General features: G+C 71.3%; 15 protein-coding genes. 12 read left to right on the forward strand and 3 right to left on the reverse strand.

The annotated features are described in order from the left end of the window. Positions 1–72 precede the first annotated feature (72 nt). Both OG584_RS28230 and OG584_RS28235 read left to right on the forward strand, forming a co-directional pair. A complete protein-coding gene (locus tag OG584_RS28230) occupies positions 73–1,308 on the forward strand; it encodes an epoxide hydrolase family protein (protein ID WP_405781987.1) in 1,236 nt (411 codons plus the stop codon). Positions 1,309–1,798: 490 nt separating this feature from the next. Continuing rightward, positions 1,799–2,014 carry an I78 family peptidase inhibitor gene (locus OG584_RS28235; RefSeq protein WP_405781988.1) on the forward strand — a complete coding sequence of 72 codons (216 nt, stop codon included), beginning with the start codon at positions 1,799–1,801 and terminating at the stop codon, positions 2,012–2,014. 144 nt (positions 2,015–2,158) lie between these two features. Here OG584_RS28235 and OG584_RS28240 read toward each other — a convergent pair whose 3' ends face one another. Then, positions 2,159–3,193 (reverse strand): phosphatase PAP2 family protein, encoded by a 1,035-nt coding sequence (locus tag OG584_RS28240; RefSeq protein ID WP_405781990.1) that lies wholly within the window; start codon positions 3,191–3,193, stop codon positions 2,159–2,161. Between the two features lie 439 nt (positions 3,194–3,632). Here OG584_RS28240 and OG584_RS28245 point away from each other — a divergent pair, with 439 nt between their 5' ends. Both OG584_RS28245 and OG584_RS28250 read left to right on the forward strand, forming a co-directional pair. Then, a complete protein-coding gene (locus OG584_RS28245) occupies positions 3,633–5,351 on the forward strand; it encodes an MFS transporter (RefSeq protein ID WP_405781992.1) in 1,719 nt (572 codons plus the stop codon). 80 nt (positions 5,352–5,431) lie between these two features. Then, positions 5,432–6,622, forward strand: coding sequence for an acyl-CoA dehydrogenase family protein (locus OG584_RS28250; RefSeq protein ID WP_405781993.1), 1,191 nt, complete (start codon positions 5,432–5,434; stop codon positions 6,620–6,622). A 79-nt stretch (positions 6,623–6,701) separates the two neighbouring features. Here OG584_RS28250 and OG584_RS28255 read toward each other — a convergent pair whose 3' ends face one another. Then, on the reverse strand, positions 6,702–7,151 hold the full coding sequence (locus OG584_RS28255; protein ID WP_405781995.1) for a cell division protein SepF: 450 nt from the start codon (positions 7,149–7,151) through the stop codon (positions 6,702–6,704). Positions 7,152–7,447: 296 nt separating this feature from the next. Between OG584_RS28255 and OG584_RS28260 the strand changes: the two genes are divergently transcribed. Next, the gene (locus OG584_RS28260; RefSeq protein ID WP_405781997.1) at positions 7,448–8,635 is read left to right on the forward strand and encodes a DUF5685 family protein; all 1,188 of its coding nucleotides are present in this window, start codon (positions 7,448–7,450) and stop codon (positions 8,633–8,635) included. Positions 8,636–8,648: 13 nt separating this feature from the next. Here the strand turns inward: OG584_RS28260 and OG584_RS28265 are convergent, their stop codons facing one another. Further along, the gene (locus tag OG584_RS28265; protein WP_405781999.1) at positions 8,649–9,593 is read right to left on the reverse strand and encodes an ABC transporter substrate-binding protein; all 945 of its coding nucleotides are present in this window, start codon (positions 9,591–9,593) and stop codon (positions 8,649–8,651) included. A 552-nt stretch (positions 9,594–10,145) separates the two neighbouring features. Between OG584_RS28265 and OG584_RS28270 the strand changes: the two genes are divergently transcribed. The 7 genes from OG584_RS28270 to OG584_RS28300 all read left to right on the forward strand — a co-directional run bounded on the left by OG584_RS28270 (position 10,146) and on the right by OG584_RS28300 (position 17,946). Continuing rightward, positions 10,146–10,997 (forward strand): amino acid ABC transporter permease, encoded by an 852-nt coding sequence (locus tag OG584_RS28270; protein WP_405782000.1) that lies wholly within the window; start codon positions 10,146–10,148, stop codon positions 10,995–10,997. Continuing rightward, the gene (locus OG584_RS28275) at positions 10,994–12,757 is read left to right on the forward strand and encodes an FAD/NAD(P)-binding protein (protein WP_405782002.1); all 1,764 of its coding nucleotides are present in this window, start codon (positions 10,994–10,996) and stop codon (positions 12,755–12,757) included. The genes OG584_RS28270 and OG584_RS28275 overlap by 4 nt, the downstream gene beginning before the upstream one ends. A 116-nt stretch (positions 12,758–12,873) precedes the next feature. Then, positions 12,874–13,626, forward strand: a complete 753-nt coding sequence (locus tag OG584_RS28280) for an amino acid ABC transporter ATP-binding protein (RefSeq protein ID WP_405784322.1) — start codon at positions 12,874–12,876, stop codon at positions 13,624–13,626. Positions 13,627–13,640: 14 nt separating this feature from the next. Next, positions 13,641–14,738: an LLM class flavin-dependent oxidoreductase gene (locus OG584_RS28285; RefSeq protein WP_405782004.1), complete on the forward strand. Its 1,098-nt coding sequence runs from the start codon at positions 13,641–13,643 to the stop codon at positions 14,736–14,738. Next, positions 14,735–16,036, forward strand: coding sequence for an NtaA/DmoA family FMN-dependent monooxygenase (locus tag OG584_RS28290; RefSeq protein ID WP_405782006.1), 1,302 nt, complete (start codon positions 14,735–14,737; stop codon positions 16,034–16,036). The genes OG584_RS28285 and OG584_RS28290 overlap by 4 nt, the downstream gene beginning before the upstream one ends. Before the next feature lie 4 nt (positions 16,037–16,040). Beyond that, entirely contained in the window at positions 16,041–16,865 is an 825-nt protein-coding gene (locus OG584_RS28295; protein WP_405782008.1) for a DUF1684 domain-containing protein, read from the forward strand. Positions 16,866–17,046: 181 nt separating this feature from the next. Then, positions 17,047–17,946: a S1 family peptidase gene (locus OG584_RS28300; protein WP_405782009.1), complete on the forward strand. Its 900-nt coding sequence runs from the start codon at positions 17,047–17,049 to the stop codon at positions 17,944–17,946. Positions 17,947–18,074 lie beyond the last annotated feature (128 nt).

Here is an 18,074-nt window from a genome sequence, read left to right on the forward strand (position 1 = left end):
GGTCGCCGCGCCCGGCCACCCGCAGAATCAGGCTGACGACACCGTTTCCCCTCACCCGGAAGGGACCACGCCATGACCACCCCGCACGCATTCCCCCTGGAGCCCACTCCGATCCATGTGTCCGACACGGTCCTCGACGACCTGCGTGCCCGTCTCGCACTGACCCGTCCGCCGCTGGACGAGGGGAACGCGGACTGGTCCTACGGTGTCCCGGACAGCTGTCTCCGTGAGCTGGTCGCCCACTGGCGGGACGGCTACGACTGGCGCAAGGCCGAGGCGGCGATCAACGCCTACGAGCACTACCGGACGAGCGTCGCCGGCGTTCCGGTGCACTTCATGCGCAAGCCCGGCCGCGGCCCCGCCCCGATCCCGTTGATCCTCACCCACGGCTGGCCGTGGACGTTCTGGCACTGGTCGAAGGTGATCGACCCGCTGGCCGACCCTGCCAGGTTCGGCGGTGACCCCGCCGACGCGTTCGACGTCATCGTGCCGTCCCTGCCCGGCTTCGGTTTCCCCGGTCCGCTCACCGGCTTTCCGGACATCAACTTCTGGAAGGTCTCCGACCTCTGGCACACGCTGATGACCGAGACCCTGGGATACGAGAAGTACGCCGCCGGGGGCTGCGACATCGGCGGGATCATCTCCAGCCAGCTCGGCCACAAATACCCTGACGAGCTGTACGGCATCCACATCGGCTCCGGGCTGCCGCTCGACTTCTTCACCGGCCCCCGCGCCTGGGACTTCGCCCGGAACCGGCCCCTCACCGACGACCAGCCCGCCGACGTCCGCGCCCGCATCGTCGAACTGGACCACCGCTCGGCGTCCCACCTCGCCGTGCACACCCTCGACGGCGCCACCCTGGCCCACGGGCTGAGCGACTCACCCGCCGGACTGCTCGCCTGGCTGCTGGAGCGCTGGAACGCCTGGAGCGACAACGGCGGCGACGTCGAGTCCGTCTTCACCAAGGACGACCTGCTCACCCACGCCACGATCTACTGGGTGAACAATTCCATCGCCACGTCGATGCGTTACTACGCCAACGCCAACCGCTACCCCTGGGTCCCCGCCCACGACCGCACCCCGGTCGTGCAGGCCCCGGTCGGCCTCACCCTCGTCACGTACGAGAACCCGCCCGGTATCCACACCGCCGACGAGCGTGTCCGGGCGTTCGAGAACGGTCCGCAGGCCGACTGGTTCAACCACGTCAATGTCAACGCGCACGACCAGGGCGGTCACTTCATCCCGTGGGAGAACCCCGACGCCTGGGTGAGCGATCTGCGCCGCACCTTCCACGGCCGCAGGCACTGAACACCCCACGCGCGCTCGTCCGGTGAAGGCCGGGCGAGCGCCGTCCGGCGGGAGGGTGCGCCCCGGTCGCCGCCCGCCGGCATCCGGCTTGCCGACGGCTCTCCTCCGGCGTCCGCCGGCCTGTTTTGCGGCTGGTGCCCGAACCGGGACCCCGGGCCGGACCGGGCCGGACCCGCAGTGCGGATCCTGTGCGGAATTCGTGAATCAGCGACGCTCCGCTTATTCCTTCCCGAGTTATTCACCCGGGAATTCGGCACCCGTACACCGGGCGATCACAGCGGAATTGGAGAGGCGGCAATTAACCGGCGGTTCACGTTGCGGGCAATGAGGATTCGTCTTGGACGGAACACCCCATCGGGTGACGGGCCACGGCCGAACAGGTGTGTTGGTCCTGTGACAGAAGTGTGACAGTGAGCAGGTATCGCGGTGGTCCGGACGGGGCTCCCGCCCGGACTTCCGTCCCCCCGGCCAGGGGCCTACGGTGGGTGTCATGGCACCCATTCCGACCCCTCCCGTACAGCCCGATGACGCGCCCGACAGCTATGTGGGCCTCGATGAGGAGCAGGCCGGGCGGCTGGCCAGGGAACATGGCTGGTCCACCGTGAGAGCGCTGCCCACGGGCACCGTGATCACCATGGAGTTCCGGTCGGGCCGGCTCAACTTCGAGGTCGACGGGGGGAAGGTCGTCCGCTGCTGGCCGGGCTGATTCCGCCGCCGGAGGCCGGGACATCCGTTGGCCGCACGCGAAGGCCCCGGACCAGGAGGAACCCGGTCCGGGGCCTTCGCGTGCGGTGGAAGGAGCCTGTGCGTATCGCTCCGCACCCGCCGGGAGGCGCTGGTGCGCGCTCCGTCAGGTGGACCCGCCCGGCACCGGCCGGGTCTGGCCGGACCGTGGAGTGCGGTCGGCGTGCGGGGGGCGGCGGCTGCCCGCCGGGGTGACGGGTGTGCGCTCCGACCGCGGCCCGTGTGCCCGCTGGAGCGAGGTGGGGTGCGGGCCGCCGTTCCTGGGGGTCCCGGCGGTGCGTCCCGCGATGCCGACCGGCTCCAGCGGCTGGCTCTCCTCGTCGGAGCCCTCCGCCCGCGGGTGGCCGTGCGGGAGCAGTGCGGGCTGGACATCGACCGGCACGGGCGCGGGCCCGGCGGACCTGCGGCGGGAGGCGCGCAGCTTCTCGCGCACCGCGAAGACCGCGGCCTCGGTGCGCCCGATCAGCGGCTCGAACCAGGGGAGCGCCAGCAGGACCAGCAGCCCGGCGGCCCAGCCGAGCAGCACATCGCTCAGCCAGTGCGTACCGAGGTAGACCGTGGTGGCTCCGACACCCAGTGCCAGCGCGGACGAGCCCACCGACAGCCAGCGCCTGGCCAGCGGGGTGGTGGCCAGGTAGGCCAGGATTCCCCAGGTCACGACGGCGTTGGCGGTGTGTCCCGAAGGAAATATATCGCCGCCGTTGAAGAGCTCGGCCGAGCCGATCTGGGTGGCGTAGTGCGGGCCGAGACGGCCGAGGCCGAGCTTGACCGCGCCCACCGTGACGTTCAGCAGCAGCAGGGCGGCGCCGAGCGTCAGCAGGGGCCTGAGGGTGTGCTGCCGCCAGGAGCGCCAGCCGAGCCAGGCCGCGACCATCACCGCGGTGGGGCCGCGCTGGCCGAGCACCACGAAGTAGTCGAGGAAGGCGTGCAGCTGAGGCCACTGCTGGTACGGCCGGAAGAGCATGACCTTCCAGTCCAGTTCCACGAGCCAGGACGTGGACAGCACGGCGACGACGATGGCCAGGTAGAAGGCCAGCGTCGAGCCGAGCAGGGCGGCCCGGGTCCGGCTCATCCGCGGAATCTCTAGCTTCGGCGGTTCCGGCTCCCGGTCCAGGCGGGCAAAGATTCGGTCGATACGCACCCAATCGACGTTACAGCGAGTGAGTGACAAGGCTGGCCGATCCGGTCTCTTCGTGATGACGATGTGATGTGGACTATGTCTCAGCAGTTCGTTTATTCCAACGGAATGCCGAATAGCGGTTCGTGGGTCTCGTTATATGCAAGAAGGTCCTTACGCTCGTCTTATCGGCTCTCCACTGAAGGCTTTTGTGACTGAGCACTCAGTATTTTTCGAGGGTGCCGCCGCCGTACCGGCCCCCTCGCAGGCCCGTCCGGGCGCCCCGGGCCCACGGCCGGTCCGGTCCGGACGAAGGGCTCCGGAGGTGACATGGGCCACGTGACAGGCGCGAGGTCTCGCGTACGCTGACGGCTCACTCGCCCGTCGAAGCCGGGCCCCGGAGGGCGTGAGTCCCCGCAGGTCCGCCGAGCGCGAGGGAGACACTGTTGTGGGAGGTACGCGCATGTCAGGGACGTCCACGGCCGGCAGGCGCCCCGGCGCCGCCGTCGCTGCCGGTGCCAACCGCTGGGTCGTCCTCGTCGTCCTGTGCGTCAGCCTGCTGCTGGTGGCACTCGACGCGACCGTGCTGCACGTCGCGGTCCCGGCGCTCACCGAGGACCTGCGCCCCGGAGCCATCCAGCTGCTCTGGATCGTCGACGCCTATCCGCTGGTCTGCGCGTCGCTGCTGATCCTCTTCGGCACGCTCGGCGACCGGGTGGGCCGCCGCCGCATTCTGCTGATCGGGTACGGACTGTTCGGGGTCGCTTCGGCGGTCGCGGCCTTCTCCGGGACCCCCGCGATCCTGATCGGGGCGCGTGCCCTGCTCGGTATCGGTGGCGCGATGATCATGCCGGCGACGCTGTCGATCCTCCGCGCGGTCTTCCCGGACCGTCGGGAACGCGCCGTGGCGATCGGGGTCTGGACCGCGGTGGCCGCGGTCGGCGCTGCCATCGGCCCGGTGCTCGGCGGCTTCCTCGTGGAGCACTTCTGGTGGGGCTCCGTCTTTCTGATCAACCTCCCGCTGATGGCGGTGCTGCTGCCGCTGGCCCGGTGGGTGCTTCCCGAGTCGAGGGGCAGCGCCGACGGCCCCTGGGACGTGCTCGGCGCGCTGATGGCCGCCGCCGGTGTGCTCGGCGTGATCCTGGGTGTGAAGCGCATCGGCGGCGGAGAGGGCTTCCTGGGCGCCGCGACGCTCGTACCGCTGGTGGCGGGCGCCGTGCTGCTGGTGCTCTTCGTCCGGCGGCAGCGGAGCCGGGAGCATCCGCTCATCGATGTCCGGATGTTCTCCAGGCCCACCTTCACCACGGCGGTCGGCTGCATCGTCGTGGCCATGCTGGCCCTGGTCGGCCTGGAGCTGATCGCCGTCCAGTACCTCCAGCTGGTGCTCGGCCTGAGCCCGCTGGCGACCGGTCTGCGGCTGCTTCCGCTCACCTTCGCCGCGATCACCGCCGGAGCCCTGGGGTCCTGGGTGCTGCGCCGGGTCGGGCCGCGCCGGATGGTCGGCTGGGGTTTCGTGCTGACGGCGGCCGCCGTGCTCTGTCTGGTGCGGATGGGGTCCCACGACGACCCGCTGGTGCTGACCATCGCCTTCGTGCTGCTCGGTTTCGGCCTCCAGGCCACGCTCTTCGGGGCGTACGAGTCCATGCTCAGCGAGGTGCCCGCCGACCGGGCCGGCGGCGCTGCCGCGATCGGCGAGACCTCGTACCAGCTGGGGGCCGGTATGGGGATAGCGCTTCTCGGCAGCGTCATGAACGCCGCGTACGGCCCTTCGCTCCGCTCGGTGCCCGGGGTGCCGGCCGCGTCGAGCCGTCAGGCGGCAAACTCGCTGGGGGAGGCGTACCAGGTCTCCGCCCGGCTCGGCGGCCCCGCCGGCGCCGCGCTGCGCAGCGCGGCCCGCGACGCCTTCGTCCACGGGCTGCACGTGACCCTCTTCGTCAGTGCGGGGCTGCTGCTGCTCGGCGCGGTCGCCGCGCTGCGGCTGCCCCGGGTGATGGAGTGCGGAGCGGGTCCGCAGGAGCGGCCGCGCGTCGGCCGGCCGCGGACGGAGCCGGACGGGGCGCGGGCCGACGCCGGGCCGTCCGTCGACGGGCAGGTCCGTGAGGGTCTGCCGAGGGTGCCCGCACCTGCCCAGCCGCGTCCCGTGTCGGCCGAGGCGGCCGGGTCTGGACGAGCGGGACACTGACCCGTAACGTCAGCGGCACTTCCGTAACTAACACTGCTAGTTTTAATCCGTTGTCCGCGCGAGCCGCCGGAGGCACCCCCATGTCCGCACCGTCCAAGCTGCCGCCCTTCGACCCGGCCGATCCCATCGGGCTGGACGATCTGCTCGGCGACGAGGATCTCGCGATCCGCGGCACCGTCCGCGCGTGGGCCGCCGACCGGGTCCTGCCGCACATCGCCGGGTGGTACGAGAAGGGCGAGCTGCCCGGCATCCGTGAGCTGGCCCGTGAGCTGGGCTCGCTCGGCGCGCTGGGCATGTCCCTGCAGGGGTACGGATGCGCGGGCGCCACCGCCGTGCAGTACGGACTCGCCTGCCTGGAGCTGGAGGCCGCCGACTCGGGCATCCGGTCGCTGGTCTCGGTGCAGGGTTCTCTGGCGATGTACGCGATTCACCGCTTCGGCTCCGAGGAGCAGAAGCAGCGCTGGCTGCCCGGTATGGCCGCCGGCGAGATCATCGGCTGCTTCGGGCTCACCGAGCCCGACCACGGCTCGGACCCGGCCGGGATGCGCACGTACGCCAAGCGCAGCGGCACCGACTGGGTGCTGAGCGGCCGCAAGATGTGGATCACCAACGGATCGGTGGCGGGTGTCGCCGTCGTCTGGGCGCAGACGGACGAAGGGGTCCGCGGCTTCGTCGTCCCCACGGACACCGCGGGATTCTCGGCTCCCGAGATCAAGCACAAGTGGTCGCTGCGGGCCTCGGTCACCAGCGAGCTCGTCCTCGACGAGGTCCGGCTCCCGGCCGAAGCGGTCCTGCCCGAGGTCACCGGGCTCAAGGGCCCGCTGAGCTGCCTGAGCCACGCCCGGTACGGGATCGTCTGGGGGGCGATGGGCGCCGCGCGCGCCAGTTTCGAGGCCGCGCTCGACTACTCCAGGACGCGTGAGCAGTTCGGCAGGCCGATCGGCGGCTTCCAGCTCACCCAGGCCAAGCTCGCCGACATGGCGGTCGAACTGCACAAGGGCATCCTGCTCGCGCACCACATCGGGCGGCGGATGGATGCCGGGAGGCTCCGTCCGGAACAGGTGAGCTTCGGAAAGCTCAACAACGTGCGGGAAGCGATCGAGATCTGCCGCACCTCGCGGACGATCCTCGGCGCCAACGGGATCTCACTCGAGTACCCGGTGATGCGGCACGCGACCAACCTTGAGTCGGTGCTCACCTACGAGGGCACCGTCGAGATGCACCAACTGGTGCTGGGCAAGGCACTCACCGGCCTCGACGCGTTCCGGTAGGTCCGGGCCGCGGTCGCCGCCGGCCGTTACGTGCTCCGGGGGCCGTCCCCCCGGAGCACCGCCGGGGCTCACCCCGGGCTCAGCTCTGGTTGAAGAAGCCGCCCTCGGTGGACCGGCCGGCGGCCTCCCCGCTGACGATCTTCGTATCGGACGGGGTCAGCAGGAAGACCCGGTTGGCCACGCGGTCGATCGATCCGCGCAGCCCGAAGATCAGCCCGGCGGCGAAGTCCACCACACGCTTGGCGTCGGCGGGCTCCATGGACGTGAGGTTGACGATCACCGGGACGCCGTCCCGGAACATCTCGCCGATACTGCGCGCGTCCCTGAAACTGTCGGGTGTGATCGTCGCGATCCGGCGGCTCTTCGCCTGAGCCGCCTCGGAGGCGACCCTGACCCTCGGGTCGGTCACCCATGCCTCGGCCGCAGCCGGGGACTCGGCGCCCTCCGTGTAATCGTCGTCGTAGTAGCGGTCGTCGTCGTTGTCCTCGACGAGCCCCAGCCAGGCACTCGCCTTGCGTACCGATCCCATGGACGCCTCCTTTCGCCGCGGTTCTTCTGCGTTCCGCCCCCCTATCGTCGTCCATGATGTGGATCGTGCGCCAAGTGGATAGTCGGCGCGTAGGGGATTCGTGACGGTACTGGTGCAGAAGTTGTGGCGGTTCGTCAGGATTCTTCCTACGTACGACTGCTGACAGAATGAAAATAGGAAGTCTCCAGCCGTATGGGTGACGGTGGGGTCGTACGGGTGAAGAGGCCCCTCGCTACGATGCCTGGGGCGCCGTCACACCCTGTCCGGCACCGGTGAACGACGCTCGGGGGAGCACCGTGTTCGGAATAGTCAGGCCCTGTACGCACCGCCTCTCCGAGGGGTTGAGGGCCGAGTGGATGGCTCATCTGTGCGGGCTCTGCCTGGCGCTGCGCGGTGACCACGGCCAGTTCGCGCGGATCGCCACCAACTACGACGGCCTGATCATCTCCGTGCTGACGGAGGCTCAGACGGAACGGCCCACCGGCCGGCGCAGGACCGCGGGCCCCTGCCCACTGCGCGGTATGCGCACCGCTCCTGTCGCGAAGGGTGAGGGCGCCCGGCTCGCGGCCGCCGTATCCCTGGTGCTGGCCTCGGCGAAGATGCGGGACCACGCGGCGGACGGTGACGGGCTCCTGGCGCGCAGGCCGGTCGCCGCGGCAGCCCGGCGTGTCGCCGCCCGCTGGGACCGCGCCGGGGCCCGCACCGGCGCCGAGCTCGGATTCGACACCGCCCTGCTGCTCGACGCCGTCGACCGGCAGACCGGGATCGAGGCGCTCGCCGGCCCCGGCACGCCCCTGCTCACCGTCACCGAGCCGACCGAGACCGCCACCGCGGCGGCCTTCGCGCACACCGCCGTGCTGGCGGGGCGACCGGGTAACGCCGCGCCGCTCGCCGAGGCCGGCCGCCTCTTCGGAAGGCTGGCCCATCTGCTGGATGCCGTGGAGGACAGGGAAGCTGACGCCGCGTCGGGAGCCTGGAACCCGCTCGCCGCGACCGGTACCTCCATCGGCGAGGCCCGCAGGCTGTGCGACGACGCCCTGCACGGCATACGGCTCGCGCTCCGCGACGCGGATTTCGCGGACGACCGGCTGGCGCATGTACTGCTCGCCCATGAGCTCGGGCGCTCGGTCGACCGGGCCTTCGGCGGGAGCTGCACCCACCGGGCGCCCGGACCGTTCGGCCCGCCGCCGCCCGGATTCGACCCGGAAGCCCCGGAAGCACCCGAGGGCGGAGGGCCGGGCGGTGACGAAGGGCACGAGAAGCGTCCCGGGCGCGGTTTCCTGGCGGGCTGCGCCGTCGCCACCGGCCTCTGCTGCACCTGCCAGGTCTGCTGCTCCTCCGAGTTCGAGGGCCCCTGGTCGCGCCGGAAGCGCGAAGGCTGCTGCAACGACTGCGACTGCAGTGACTGCGACTGCGGCGGCTGTGACTGCAGCGGCTGCGACTGTGACGGCTGCGACTGCTGTTGCCCCTGTGACGGCTGCTGACCGCCGTACGGGGTTACTTGATCTCGGGCGGTGAGATCCGCGACTCCTTGATCCCGGACGGCACGGTGCCCCATTTCTTCAGGATGCGCTCGTACGTACCGTCCTTGATGAGCCGGTTCACCGCGGCCCGGAAGGCACGGGCGAGCGGAGTCCCCTTCTTGAAGGCGAACCCCACGTCGAGGCGGTGGAATTCATTGAGGAACTTCAGCCCCGGCTGCTGCTCGACCGCGAAGCGCAGGCCGTTGATCGTCGACATCACGACATCGCTGCGGCCCTGCTGGAGGGAGCCCCAGAGCGCGGCGGAGTCCGCGTACGTCTGGACCTTGTAGTCCTTCTTCCCCGCTGCGGCACACTGCTTTCCCGCTGCCTCCAGCGTCGCCTCGAACGTCGTGCCGGCACCGGTCGCCACATTCAGACCGCACAGCTGGGTCAGATCGGTCACCTTGCCCAGCTTGCTGTCCTCGCGTACGGCGAAGCCCTGGCCGTCATTGATGTAGGTGACGAAGTCGATGACCTTGCGGCGCTCGTCGGTCACACCGAAATTGCCTACGCCCAGGTCGAATTTGCCGCTGCCCAGCGCGGGCAGGATCGTCTCGAAACCCGCTGCCTGGCGCTTCAGCTTCAGGCCCAGCGCTCTGGCGGCGGCGTCCGCGAAGTCGATGTCCTGGCCCGCCATGGTCTTTCCGTCGGGCAGATAACTGGTGCCCGGCGGAGCGCCCCCCACCGCGGTCGCCATGCTGAGCGTGCCCTGTTTCCGCACGTCAGCGGGGAGCAGGGCGGCGGCGGCCCGGTCGGTACGGACACTCGACACCACATCCCGGGTCGGCAGCGCTGCCGGCTTCGCCGCGGGCCGCGAACCGCCGCCCGTCGTCGCCGGGTCGCCCGAACCGCAGGCCGTCAGGGTCAGCGCGGCCGCGGCGATCAGGGCAGCGGCAGCGCCTCTTGGGATCTTGTTCATGACGTCGGGTTCTCCAGATGCGCACGGCACGACAGCCGTTGCGACCGGCCCAGGACGGCGCACCGCGAGGCGCGGGCACGACGGGGCAGCGGACTACGGCGGAAGGGCCCACGGGGAAAGGCGGACAGTGAGGGAGGGGGGGAAAGCGCTGCGCGGGTGAAGGCGTGAGAGATCAGCGCGATGCCGCGGCGCGAACGCGGGACGAGATCGCCTGAAGGAGGCCCGCAGAGAGGGCAGGAGCGGAAGCGGTACGCGAAGAGGCGCGCAGCGAGAATGTGCGGGGGTCAGCTCAACAGGAAGAGGACCACACTCGACCGAAGTCGATGTGGGAGCGTGTGACCAGCCACTGCTGCGGATGCATGGCCCAAGTGGAACAGGCATCCGTTTCCCCGTCAACTGCCTTGAGACGTAACGCCCACAGTGTGGACATGCTTGACAGCGCACGGAACGGGCGCCGTAGTCTCAGCCGTGGACCGTGCTGAGGGGCTCGGTCCGCGCTGCAAGCGTTGAAGGCAACACCGTGTTCGATCTCTGCATCCACGGAGCCTTCTCATGTCCGCGTCGTCAGACACCCTTCCCCAGCTCTCCCAGGCGCCGCCCGCAGCCGAGGACCCCGTACCGCGCATCGTGCCGGTCCGCCGCACCGGCCAGTGGGTGGCGGCCACTCTGGTGGCGCTGCTGCTCGCGGGCGCCGTCACCTCCGTCGTCCGCAACGACGCCTTCCAGTGGGGCGTCGTCGGCGACTACTTCGCCACCACAGCGGTGCTGCGCGGGCTCGGCCTCACGCTGTGGCTCACCGCCGCCGTCATGGTGCTCGGATTCGCGCTCGGCACCCTGCTGGCAGTGATGCGGATGTCCGCCAACCCCGTTCTGCGCGCCGTCGGCTGGGGATACATCTGGCTCTTCAGGTCGACACCGATCCTGGTGCAGCTGCTGTTCTGGTTCAACATCGGAGCCCTCTACCCGCAGATCCTGGGCGTCAGGACCGTCAACCTCCTCGGCCCGGTCACCGTCGCCATCATCGGACTCACCCTGCACGAGGCGGCCTACGCCGCCGAGGTCGTCCGCGGGGGCATCCTCTCCGTCGGGCGGGGCCAGATCGAGGCGGCCGAGTCGCTGGGGCTCGGCCGGTGGCGCAGGCTGCGGCGGATCGTGCTCCCGCAGGCCATGCGGTCCATCGTGCCGCCCGCCGGGAACATGCTCATCGGCACCCTCAAGGGCACATCGATCGTCTCCGTCATCGCCGTCCAGGACCTGCTCTACTCCGTGCAGCTCGTCTACCACCGCACCTACCAGGTCATCCCGCTGCTCCTGGTGGCCACCATCTGGTACGCGGCCGTCACCTCGGTGCTCAGCGCGGGCCAGCACTACATCGAGCGCCACTACGCGCGCGGTGCCCGGTGAGGGGGACCGTCGCGGTGATAGGCGCCGGACCGCGCGGCACCGGATTCCTGGAGCGGCTCGCGGCCAACGCCCCTTCGCTGTACGGGAACCGGCCACTCGACATCCATCTGGTCGACCCGTTCCCGCCGGGCGGCGGGCGGATCTGGCGGCGTGACCAGTCCCCGTTGCTGTGGATGAACTCCATGGCGGCCGACGTCACCATGTTCACCGACGAATCCGCACAGCCCCTGGAAGGGCCCGTACGCCCCGGCCCCGCCTTCGACGCGTGGGCGGGGGCCGACCCGCAGTCCTTTCCCAGCAGGCAGGCGCAGAGCGGCTATCTGCGCTGGGTGTACGAGGAGGCCGTGGCGGCGCTGCCGCCGGGCAGCACCGTGCACGAGCACCCGGCACGGGCCGTACGGATCAGCGGTCCCGCCGACGGCCGTCAGCAGGTGTGGCTGGAAGGGGCCGCCGAGCCGCTCGTCGCCGATCTGGTGGTGCTGGCGTTCGGCCACCTCGACGCCGACCCCGACGAGGAACAGCAGGAGCTGGCCGCGTTCGCGGGACGGCACGGCCTCGTACACCTGCCGCCGGCCTTCACCGCGGACAGTGACCTGTCGGTGCTCGCGGCCGGTGAGCCGGTCGTCGTCCGCGGCTTCGGCCTCGCGTTCGTCGACCTGATGGTGCTCCTCACCGAGGGGCGCGGAGGCCGCTACGACGAGCGGGGGGAGTATCTGGCGTCCGGCCGGGAGCCGGTCCTGTACGTGGGATCGCGGCGCGGGGTGCCGTACCACTCCAAGATCGGCTACACCTGGACCGGCGAACGCCCGCCGCTGCCGCGCTTCTTCGGTCCCGCGCAGGTGGACGAGCTGCTCGCCAGGGACGAACCCGTCGACTTCGACCGTGATGTACGGCCGCTCATCGACCGTGAGCTCGGATTCGCCCACTACCACCGGCTCTTCACCGCACACCCCGGGCGCACCACCGTCGACTGGCCGGTCTTCGAGGAGAAGTACGCGGCCGTCTCCGGCTCCGAACTGGCCGCGCTCGCCGAGGACGCCGTCCCCGACCCCGCCGACCGATTCGACCCCGCCGCGATCGACCGGCCGCTGGACGGCCTACGCCATGAATCCGCCGACGCGCTCCAGGAGAGCCTGCGCGACTACATCGAGGCCGACCTCGCCCGCCGCCACGACCCGGCGTACAGCGCTGACCTGGCCGTCTTCCTCGGACTGCTCTCGGTCTACGGGCAGCTGACCCGCCTCGGCGACACCGGTGCCGGGGGCGCCCGCTGGCACGGGTTCTTCAGCTACCTGGCGTCGGGGCCGCCGGGCCCGCGGCTGCGCCGGCTCCTCGCCCTCTCGCGCGCCGGCGTGGTGCGGTTCCTCGGCGCGGGCATCACGGTCGAAGCCGACGAGAGCCGCGGTGTGTTCAGCGCGGGAAGCGCGAGCGTGCCCGGAGCGCGGGTCGAAGCCCGCGCCCTGGTCGAGGCGAGGCTCCCGTCGCCCTCGCCCGAGCGCACCCGCAGCCCTCTGCTGAGTGCGCTGTACGAGGACGGGGCGCGGTCCAACGAGGCGGGACTGCTCGTCGTGGACCCGGCGGACGGGCGGGTCGTGGAGCGCGGCACGGGACCCCATCCACGCCGCTTCGCGCTCGGCCCGCACACCACGGCCCGCTCCGCCGGCGCCTTCGCCAGGCCGCACACGAACGCCCCCGCCTTCCGGCAGAACGACGCCACCGCACGCGCCGCCCTCACCCTGCTCAAGGAGCCCACACCATGACAGCGAGCCCGACGGGAACGAGCCGCACGCGACCGGGCGGTACGGAGGCGAGCGGCACCGAACCCGGCACCGAACCCGTTGCCCCCCTCGCGGCGGGTACGGACACCTCCCCGGCCATGGTCGAGATCCGCGCCGTGCACAAGAGCTTCGGCTCCCTCGAAGTCCTGCGCGGCATCGACCTGACGGTCCGCGCCGGCGAGGTCACCGTCATCCTCGGCCCGTCGGGGTCGGGGAAGTCCACGCTGCTGCGCACCATCAACCACCTGGAGAAGGTGGACCGCGGCTGGATCAGCGTGGACGGCGCCCTGGTCGGCTACCGCCGCTCCGGAGACCGCCTCCACGAGCTGCCCGAGCGCGAGGTGCTCAAGCAGCGCACCCGGATCGGGTTCGTCTTCCAGAACTTCCATCTCTTCCCGCACCTGACCGTGCTGGAGAACATCGTCGAAGCGCCCGTGGCCGCCCTCGGGAAGCCGCGGAAGGAGGCGGAGGCAGCCGCGGCGGAGCTGCTCGCCCGCGTCGGGCTCGCCGGCAAGGCCTCCGCCTACCCGGCCAGGCTCTCCGGCGGACAGCAGCAGCGTGTCGCCATCGCCCGCGCGCTCGCCCTGGAGCCCCGGCTGCTCCTCTTCGACGAGCCCACATCGGCTCTCGACCCAGAACTGGTCGGTGAAGTCCTCGACGTCATCAAGGACTTGGCCGCCCACGGCACCACGATGATCGTCGTCACCCATGAGATCGGCTTCGCCCGTGAGGCCGCCGACACCGTGGTCTTCATGGACGAGGGCCGGATCGTGGAGCAGGGCCCGCCCGCCGGCGTACTCGACCACCCCGCGCACGAGCGCACCCGCGCCTTCCTCTCCAAGGTCCTGTGAAAGGACTCCTGACCATGGCAGCACCCCGACCCCTCCACCTCGCCGCCGAGATCGGCGGCCGGCCGCAGTACGGCGCCGCGCACCACACCGCCCTCGCGCGTCTCGCCGAGCGCGGCACTCTCGACTTCGTCACCCTCGACGACTCCTTCGCCCGGCCCGGCCCCGACGCGCTCGCCGTGCTCGCCCGAGTCGCACCCGAGACCGGACGGATCGGCCTCGTACCGACCGTGACCACCACCCATACCGAGCCCTTCCACGTCTCGTCCGCCGTGGCCACCCTGGACTGGGTCAGCCGCGGCCGGGCCGGCTGGAGCCCCGCCGTGTCGGCCACCGCGGGCGAGGCCGCTCTGTTCGGGCGGCGCGACGCCGCGCCCGTCGACGAGCTCTGGCACGAGGCGGGCGAAGTCGCCGATGTGTCAGCCAGGTTGTGGGACAGCTGGGAGGACGACGCGGAGATCCGGGATGTCGCCACCGGCCGCTTCATCGACCGTGACAGGCTCCACTACACCGACTTCACCGGCCGCACGTTCTCCGTCCGGGGTCCCGCCATCGTCCCCAGACCGCCCCAGGGCCACCCCGTCACGGTGATCGACGGAACCGGCGCCGCGGCCCGCGAGGCGGCCGTCCGCCATGCCGATGTCGTCCTCGTACGGGCCGAGGACCCGCTCACCGCCCGTACGCTCCGGGAGGAGATCAGGAACCGGGCAGCCGCCCGCGGCCGCAGGCCCGGACAACTTCGGGTCCTGATCTCGCTGCCGGTGGAACTGCACACCAGCGCGGACGCGGTGGGCCTCGCCCGGCTGATCGCCGACTGGTACGCGCAGGACGCGGCCGACGGCTTCCACCTGCGGCCCGACGACGTGGAACGCGACCTGCCCCTGATCGTCGACGGTACGGTCCCGCTGCTCCAGCACCACTGCCTGCTGCGCCGCTTCTACCCTGGCGCCACACTCCGCGAGCACCTGGGGCTCGCCCGGCCCGCCGGCGGGCACGCGCGCGGCCCGCGGGCCCCCGGCGCCGCCGCTCCGGGGCACTCACGGACACCGGGCACCCGGGCACGGGACACGCAGGCCCAGCACCCGAAGGACGCGATCACCGGGGGGCGGCCGTGACGGCACAGCAGAAGCAGATCCATCTCGCCGCCCACTTCCCGGGCGTCAACAGCACCACCGTATGGACGGATCCGCGCTCCCGGAGCCAGATCGACTTCTCGTCCTTCGAGCATCTCGCCCGCACGGCCGAGCGCGGCAGGTTCGACTTCTTCTTCCTCGCCGAGGGGCTGCGGCTGCGCGAGTACCAGGGGCGCATCCATGACCTGGACGTGGTCGGCAGACCGGAGTCGATCACCGTGCTCAACGCCTTGGCGGCCGTCACCGACCGCCTCGGTCTGGCGGCGACCGTGAACGCCACCTTCAACGAGCCGTACGAACTCGCCCGCAGGCTGGCCACCCTCGACCACCTCAGCGGCGGCCGGGCCGCCTGGAACGTGGTCACCTCGTCGGACGCCTTCACCGGCGAGAACTTCCGGCGGGGCGGTTACCTCGACCGGGCCGACCGCTACACCCGCGCCGCGGAGTTCGTCGCGACGGCGCGCGAACTGTGGGACTCCTGGGCCCCCGACGGGGGTCCGCGTCCCTTCGCCCACACGGGCCGGCACTTCGACATCGCGGGGGAGTTCACCGTCCCGCGCTCCCCGCAGGGGCACCCGGTGGTCATCCAGGCAGGCGACTCGGACGAGGGACGGGAGTTCGCCGCCTCCTCCGCGGACGTGATCTTCACCCGGCACGGCACGCTGGAGGCGGGCCGGACGTTCTACGCCGACATCAAGCGGCGGCTGGCGAAGTACGGCCGCGAGCCGTCGGACCTGAAGATCATGCCGGGTGTCAGCTATGTGCTGGGCGACACGGCGGCCGACGCGGCGGAACGGGCCGCGGCAATCCGCGAGCAGCAGGTCTCCCCGCAGAACGCGATCCTCGCCCTGGAGCAGATCTGGGGCCGCGACCTGTCCTCGTACGATCCGGACGGGCCGCTGCCGGAGACCGACCCCGACCCCGGTTCGGACTTCGTCCAGGGCCGTGTCCGGGTCGCCGATCCGGCGGCCGTCGCCGCGAAGTGGCGGGCCCTGTCGCAGGAGAAGGGGCTGTCCATCCGGCAGACGGTCATCGAGACCACCGGCCGTCAGTCCTTCATCGGCACTCCCGGGACGGTGGCTTCGGAACTGGACGAATTCGTCCGGACGGACGCGGCCGACGGGTTCATCCTCGTCCCGCATCTCACCCCCGGCGGGCTCGACGACTTCGTCGACCAGGTCGTACCGCTGCTCCAGGAGCGTGGCGTGTTCCGCACGGAGTACGCCGGCTCGACGCTCCGCTCCCACCTCGGCCTCGCCGAGCCGGTATGGAAGGGTTGATCTCATGACAGAAGGAACGGGCAGGACCGGCGGCGGGGACGAAGCGGCGACAGCGCCGGACAGCTGGAAGGCATGGCACGAACAGCGCACGGCGACGGTCGAGGCACCGTACGGTCCGCTGGCCCTCACCGGTACCCACTGGCTCGACGACGCGACGGACGGACGGATTCCGGCCGTCGCCGGGCGTTGGGAGGCGGCCGGCGACGAGGTGGTGCTCACAGCCACCGAAGAGGACGGACTCTCGCTCGACGGGAGGCCGTTCACCGGGCGGGCCGTGCTCACGGCCGACCACGCCCCGCCCGCGGAAGCCCGCCTGGCCCAGGGGGAGCGGAGGCTGGCCGTGCTGCGCAGGGAGGGGCTGTGGGCGGTCCGCGTCTGGGACCCGGACTCCGCGAACCGGCGGGCCTTCGCCGGTATCGAGGCCACCCCGTACAGCGCGGACTGGGTGCTGCCCGGCCTCTACCGGCCGTACGCCGCGAGCCGGACCGTGCGGGTCCCGAACGCCGACGGCCGGGACCGCGGTCTCGGCCTCGCGGGCGAACTCGCCTTCCATCTGGCGGGCGACGAACACACCCTCCAGGTCGCCGAGGAGGAGGACGGCTCGCTGTGGGCGGTCTTCGCCGACACCACCAGCGGGACGGGCAGTTACCGGTTCCGCTTCCTGCGGCCCTCCGCACCGGGGGCCGACGGCAGAGTGGACGTCGACTTCAACCGGGCTCTGCTCCCGCCCTGCGCGTTCGCCGAGCACTTCATCTGCCCCTTCCCGCCGCCGGGCAACACCCTCCCGATCGCGGTCGCGGCGGGTGAGCGCAGGGCGCTCACGCACTGACCCGGGACCGTGCCGCGGCGGTGCCCGGCCGAAAGGCGCTCTTGTGCCCGACGGCCGGGTCGCGCTGTACTCCCGGCAGCGCATTTGTCAGGGACACGGCGATTCCGTCGGCCGTGTCCCGGCCTGCGCCTCATGGGCCCCCACCCGAAGGGCCCGCGGATTCTCTTCCGGAGGAACTGATATGAGGATCAAGCGCACCACCCCCCACAGCGACCCGGCGAGACGCGGCCGGCTGGTCGCCGTCGCGTCCGGCCTGATGGTCGCGGCAGCGCTGACCGTCCCCGCGGCCCACGCCGACCAGGCCAGGTCGTACAGCCCCCAGCAGCTGACGGCCGCGAGCAACGCCGTGCAGAGTGCGGACGTGGCGGGCACCGCCTGGTACACCGACAAGGCGACCGGCACTCTTGTCGTCACCGCGGACAGCTCGGTCTCGGCGGCGGACATCAGCCGGATCCGGCAGCGGGCCGGGGCCGATGCCGGCGCGGTGCGCGTCGAGCGCACATCCGGCACGTTCAACAAGCTCCTCAAGGGCGGCGACGCCATCTACACCTCGCAGTGGCGGTGCTCCGTCGGCTTCAACGTACGCAGTGGCTCCACCTACTACTTCCTCACCGCGGGGCACTGCACCGAGGGTTCTCCCGCCTGGTACACCAACTCGTCCGACACCACGAGCATCGGCCCGACAGCCGGCACCAGCTTCCCCGGCAACGACTACGGCATCGTGAAGTACACCAACTCCGCCGTGGCGCACGACGGGACCGTCGGCAGCCAGGACATCACCAGCGCGGGCAACCCCACCGTGGGGCAGACGGTGACCCGGACCGGCTCCACCAGCGGGACCCACAGCGGCAAGGTCACCGCGCTGAACGCCACCGTCAACTACGGCAGCGGCGACGTCGTGTCCGGCCTCATCCAGACGACGGTCTGCGCCGAGCCGGGAGACAGCGGTGGCCCGCTCTACTCGGGCTCCAAGGCCCTGGGTCTCACCTCGGGGGGCAGCGGTGACTGCACATCGGGCGGTACGACCTTCTTCCAGCCCGTCACCGAGGCGCTGAGCGCCTACGGGGTCAGCGTCTACTGACACGGCATTTCCGCCCCGTCAGAGCCCCCGTCCGGAAGTCCGGACGGGGGCTCTGCGTACTTCACCGCCGCTGACCGCCCATCAGTACGTCATGCGGCGCGAGGAGTTGGTGGGAATGTGTGGGTACG

The sequence above is a fragment of the Streptomyces sp. NBC_00859 genome, assembly GCF_045161865.1.
GTDB lineage: Bacteria > Actinomycetota > Actinomycetes > Streptomycetales > Streptomycetaceae > Streptomyces.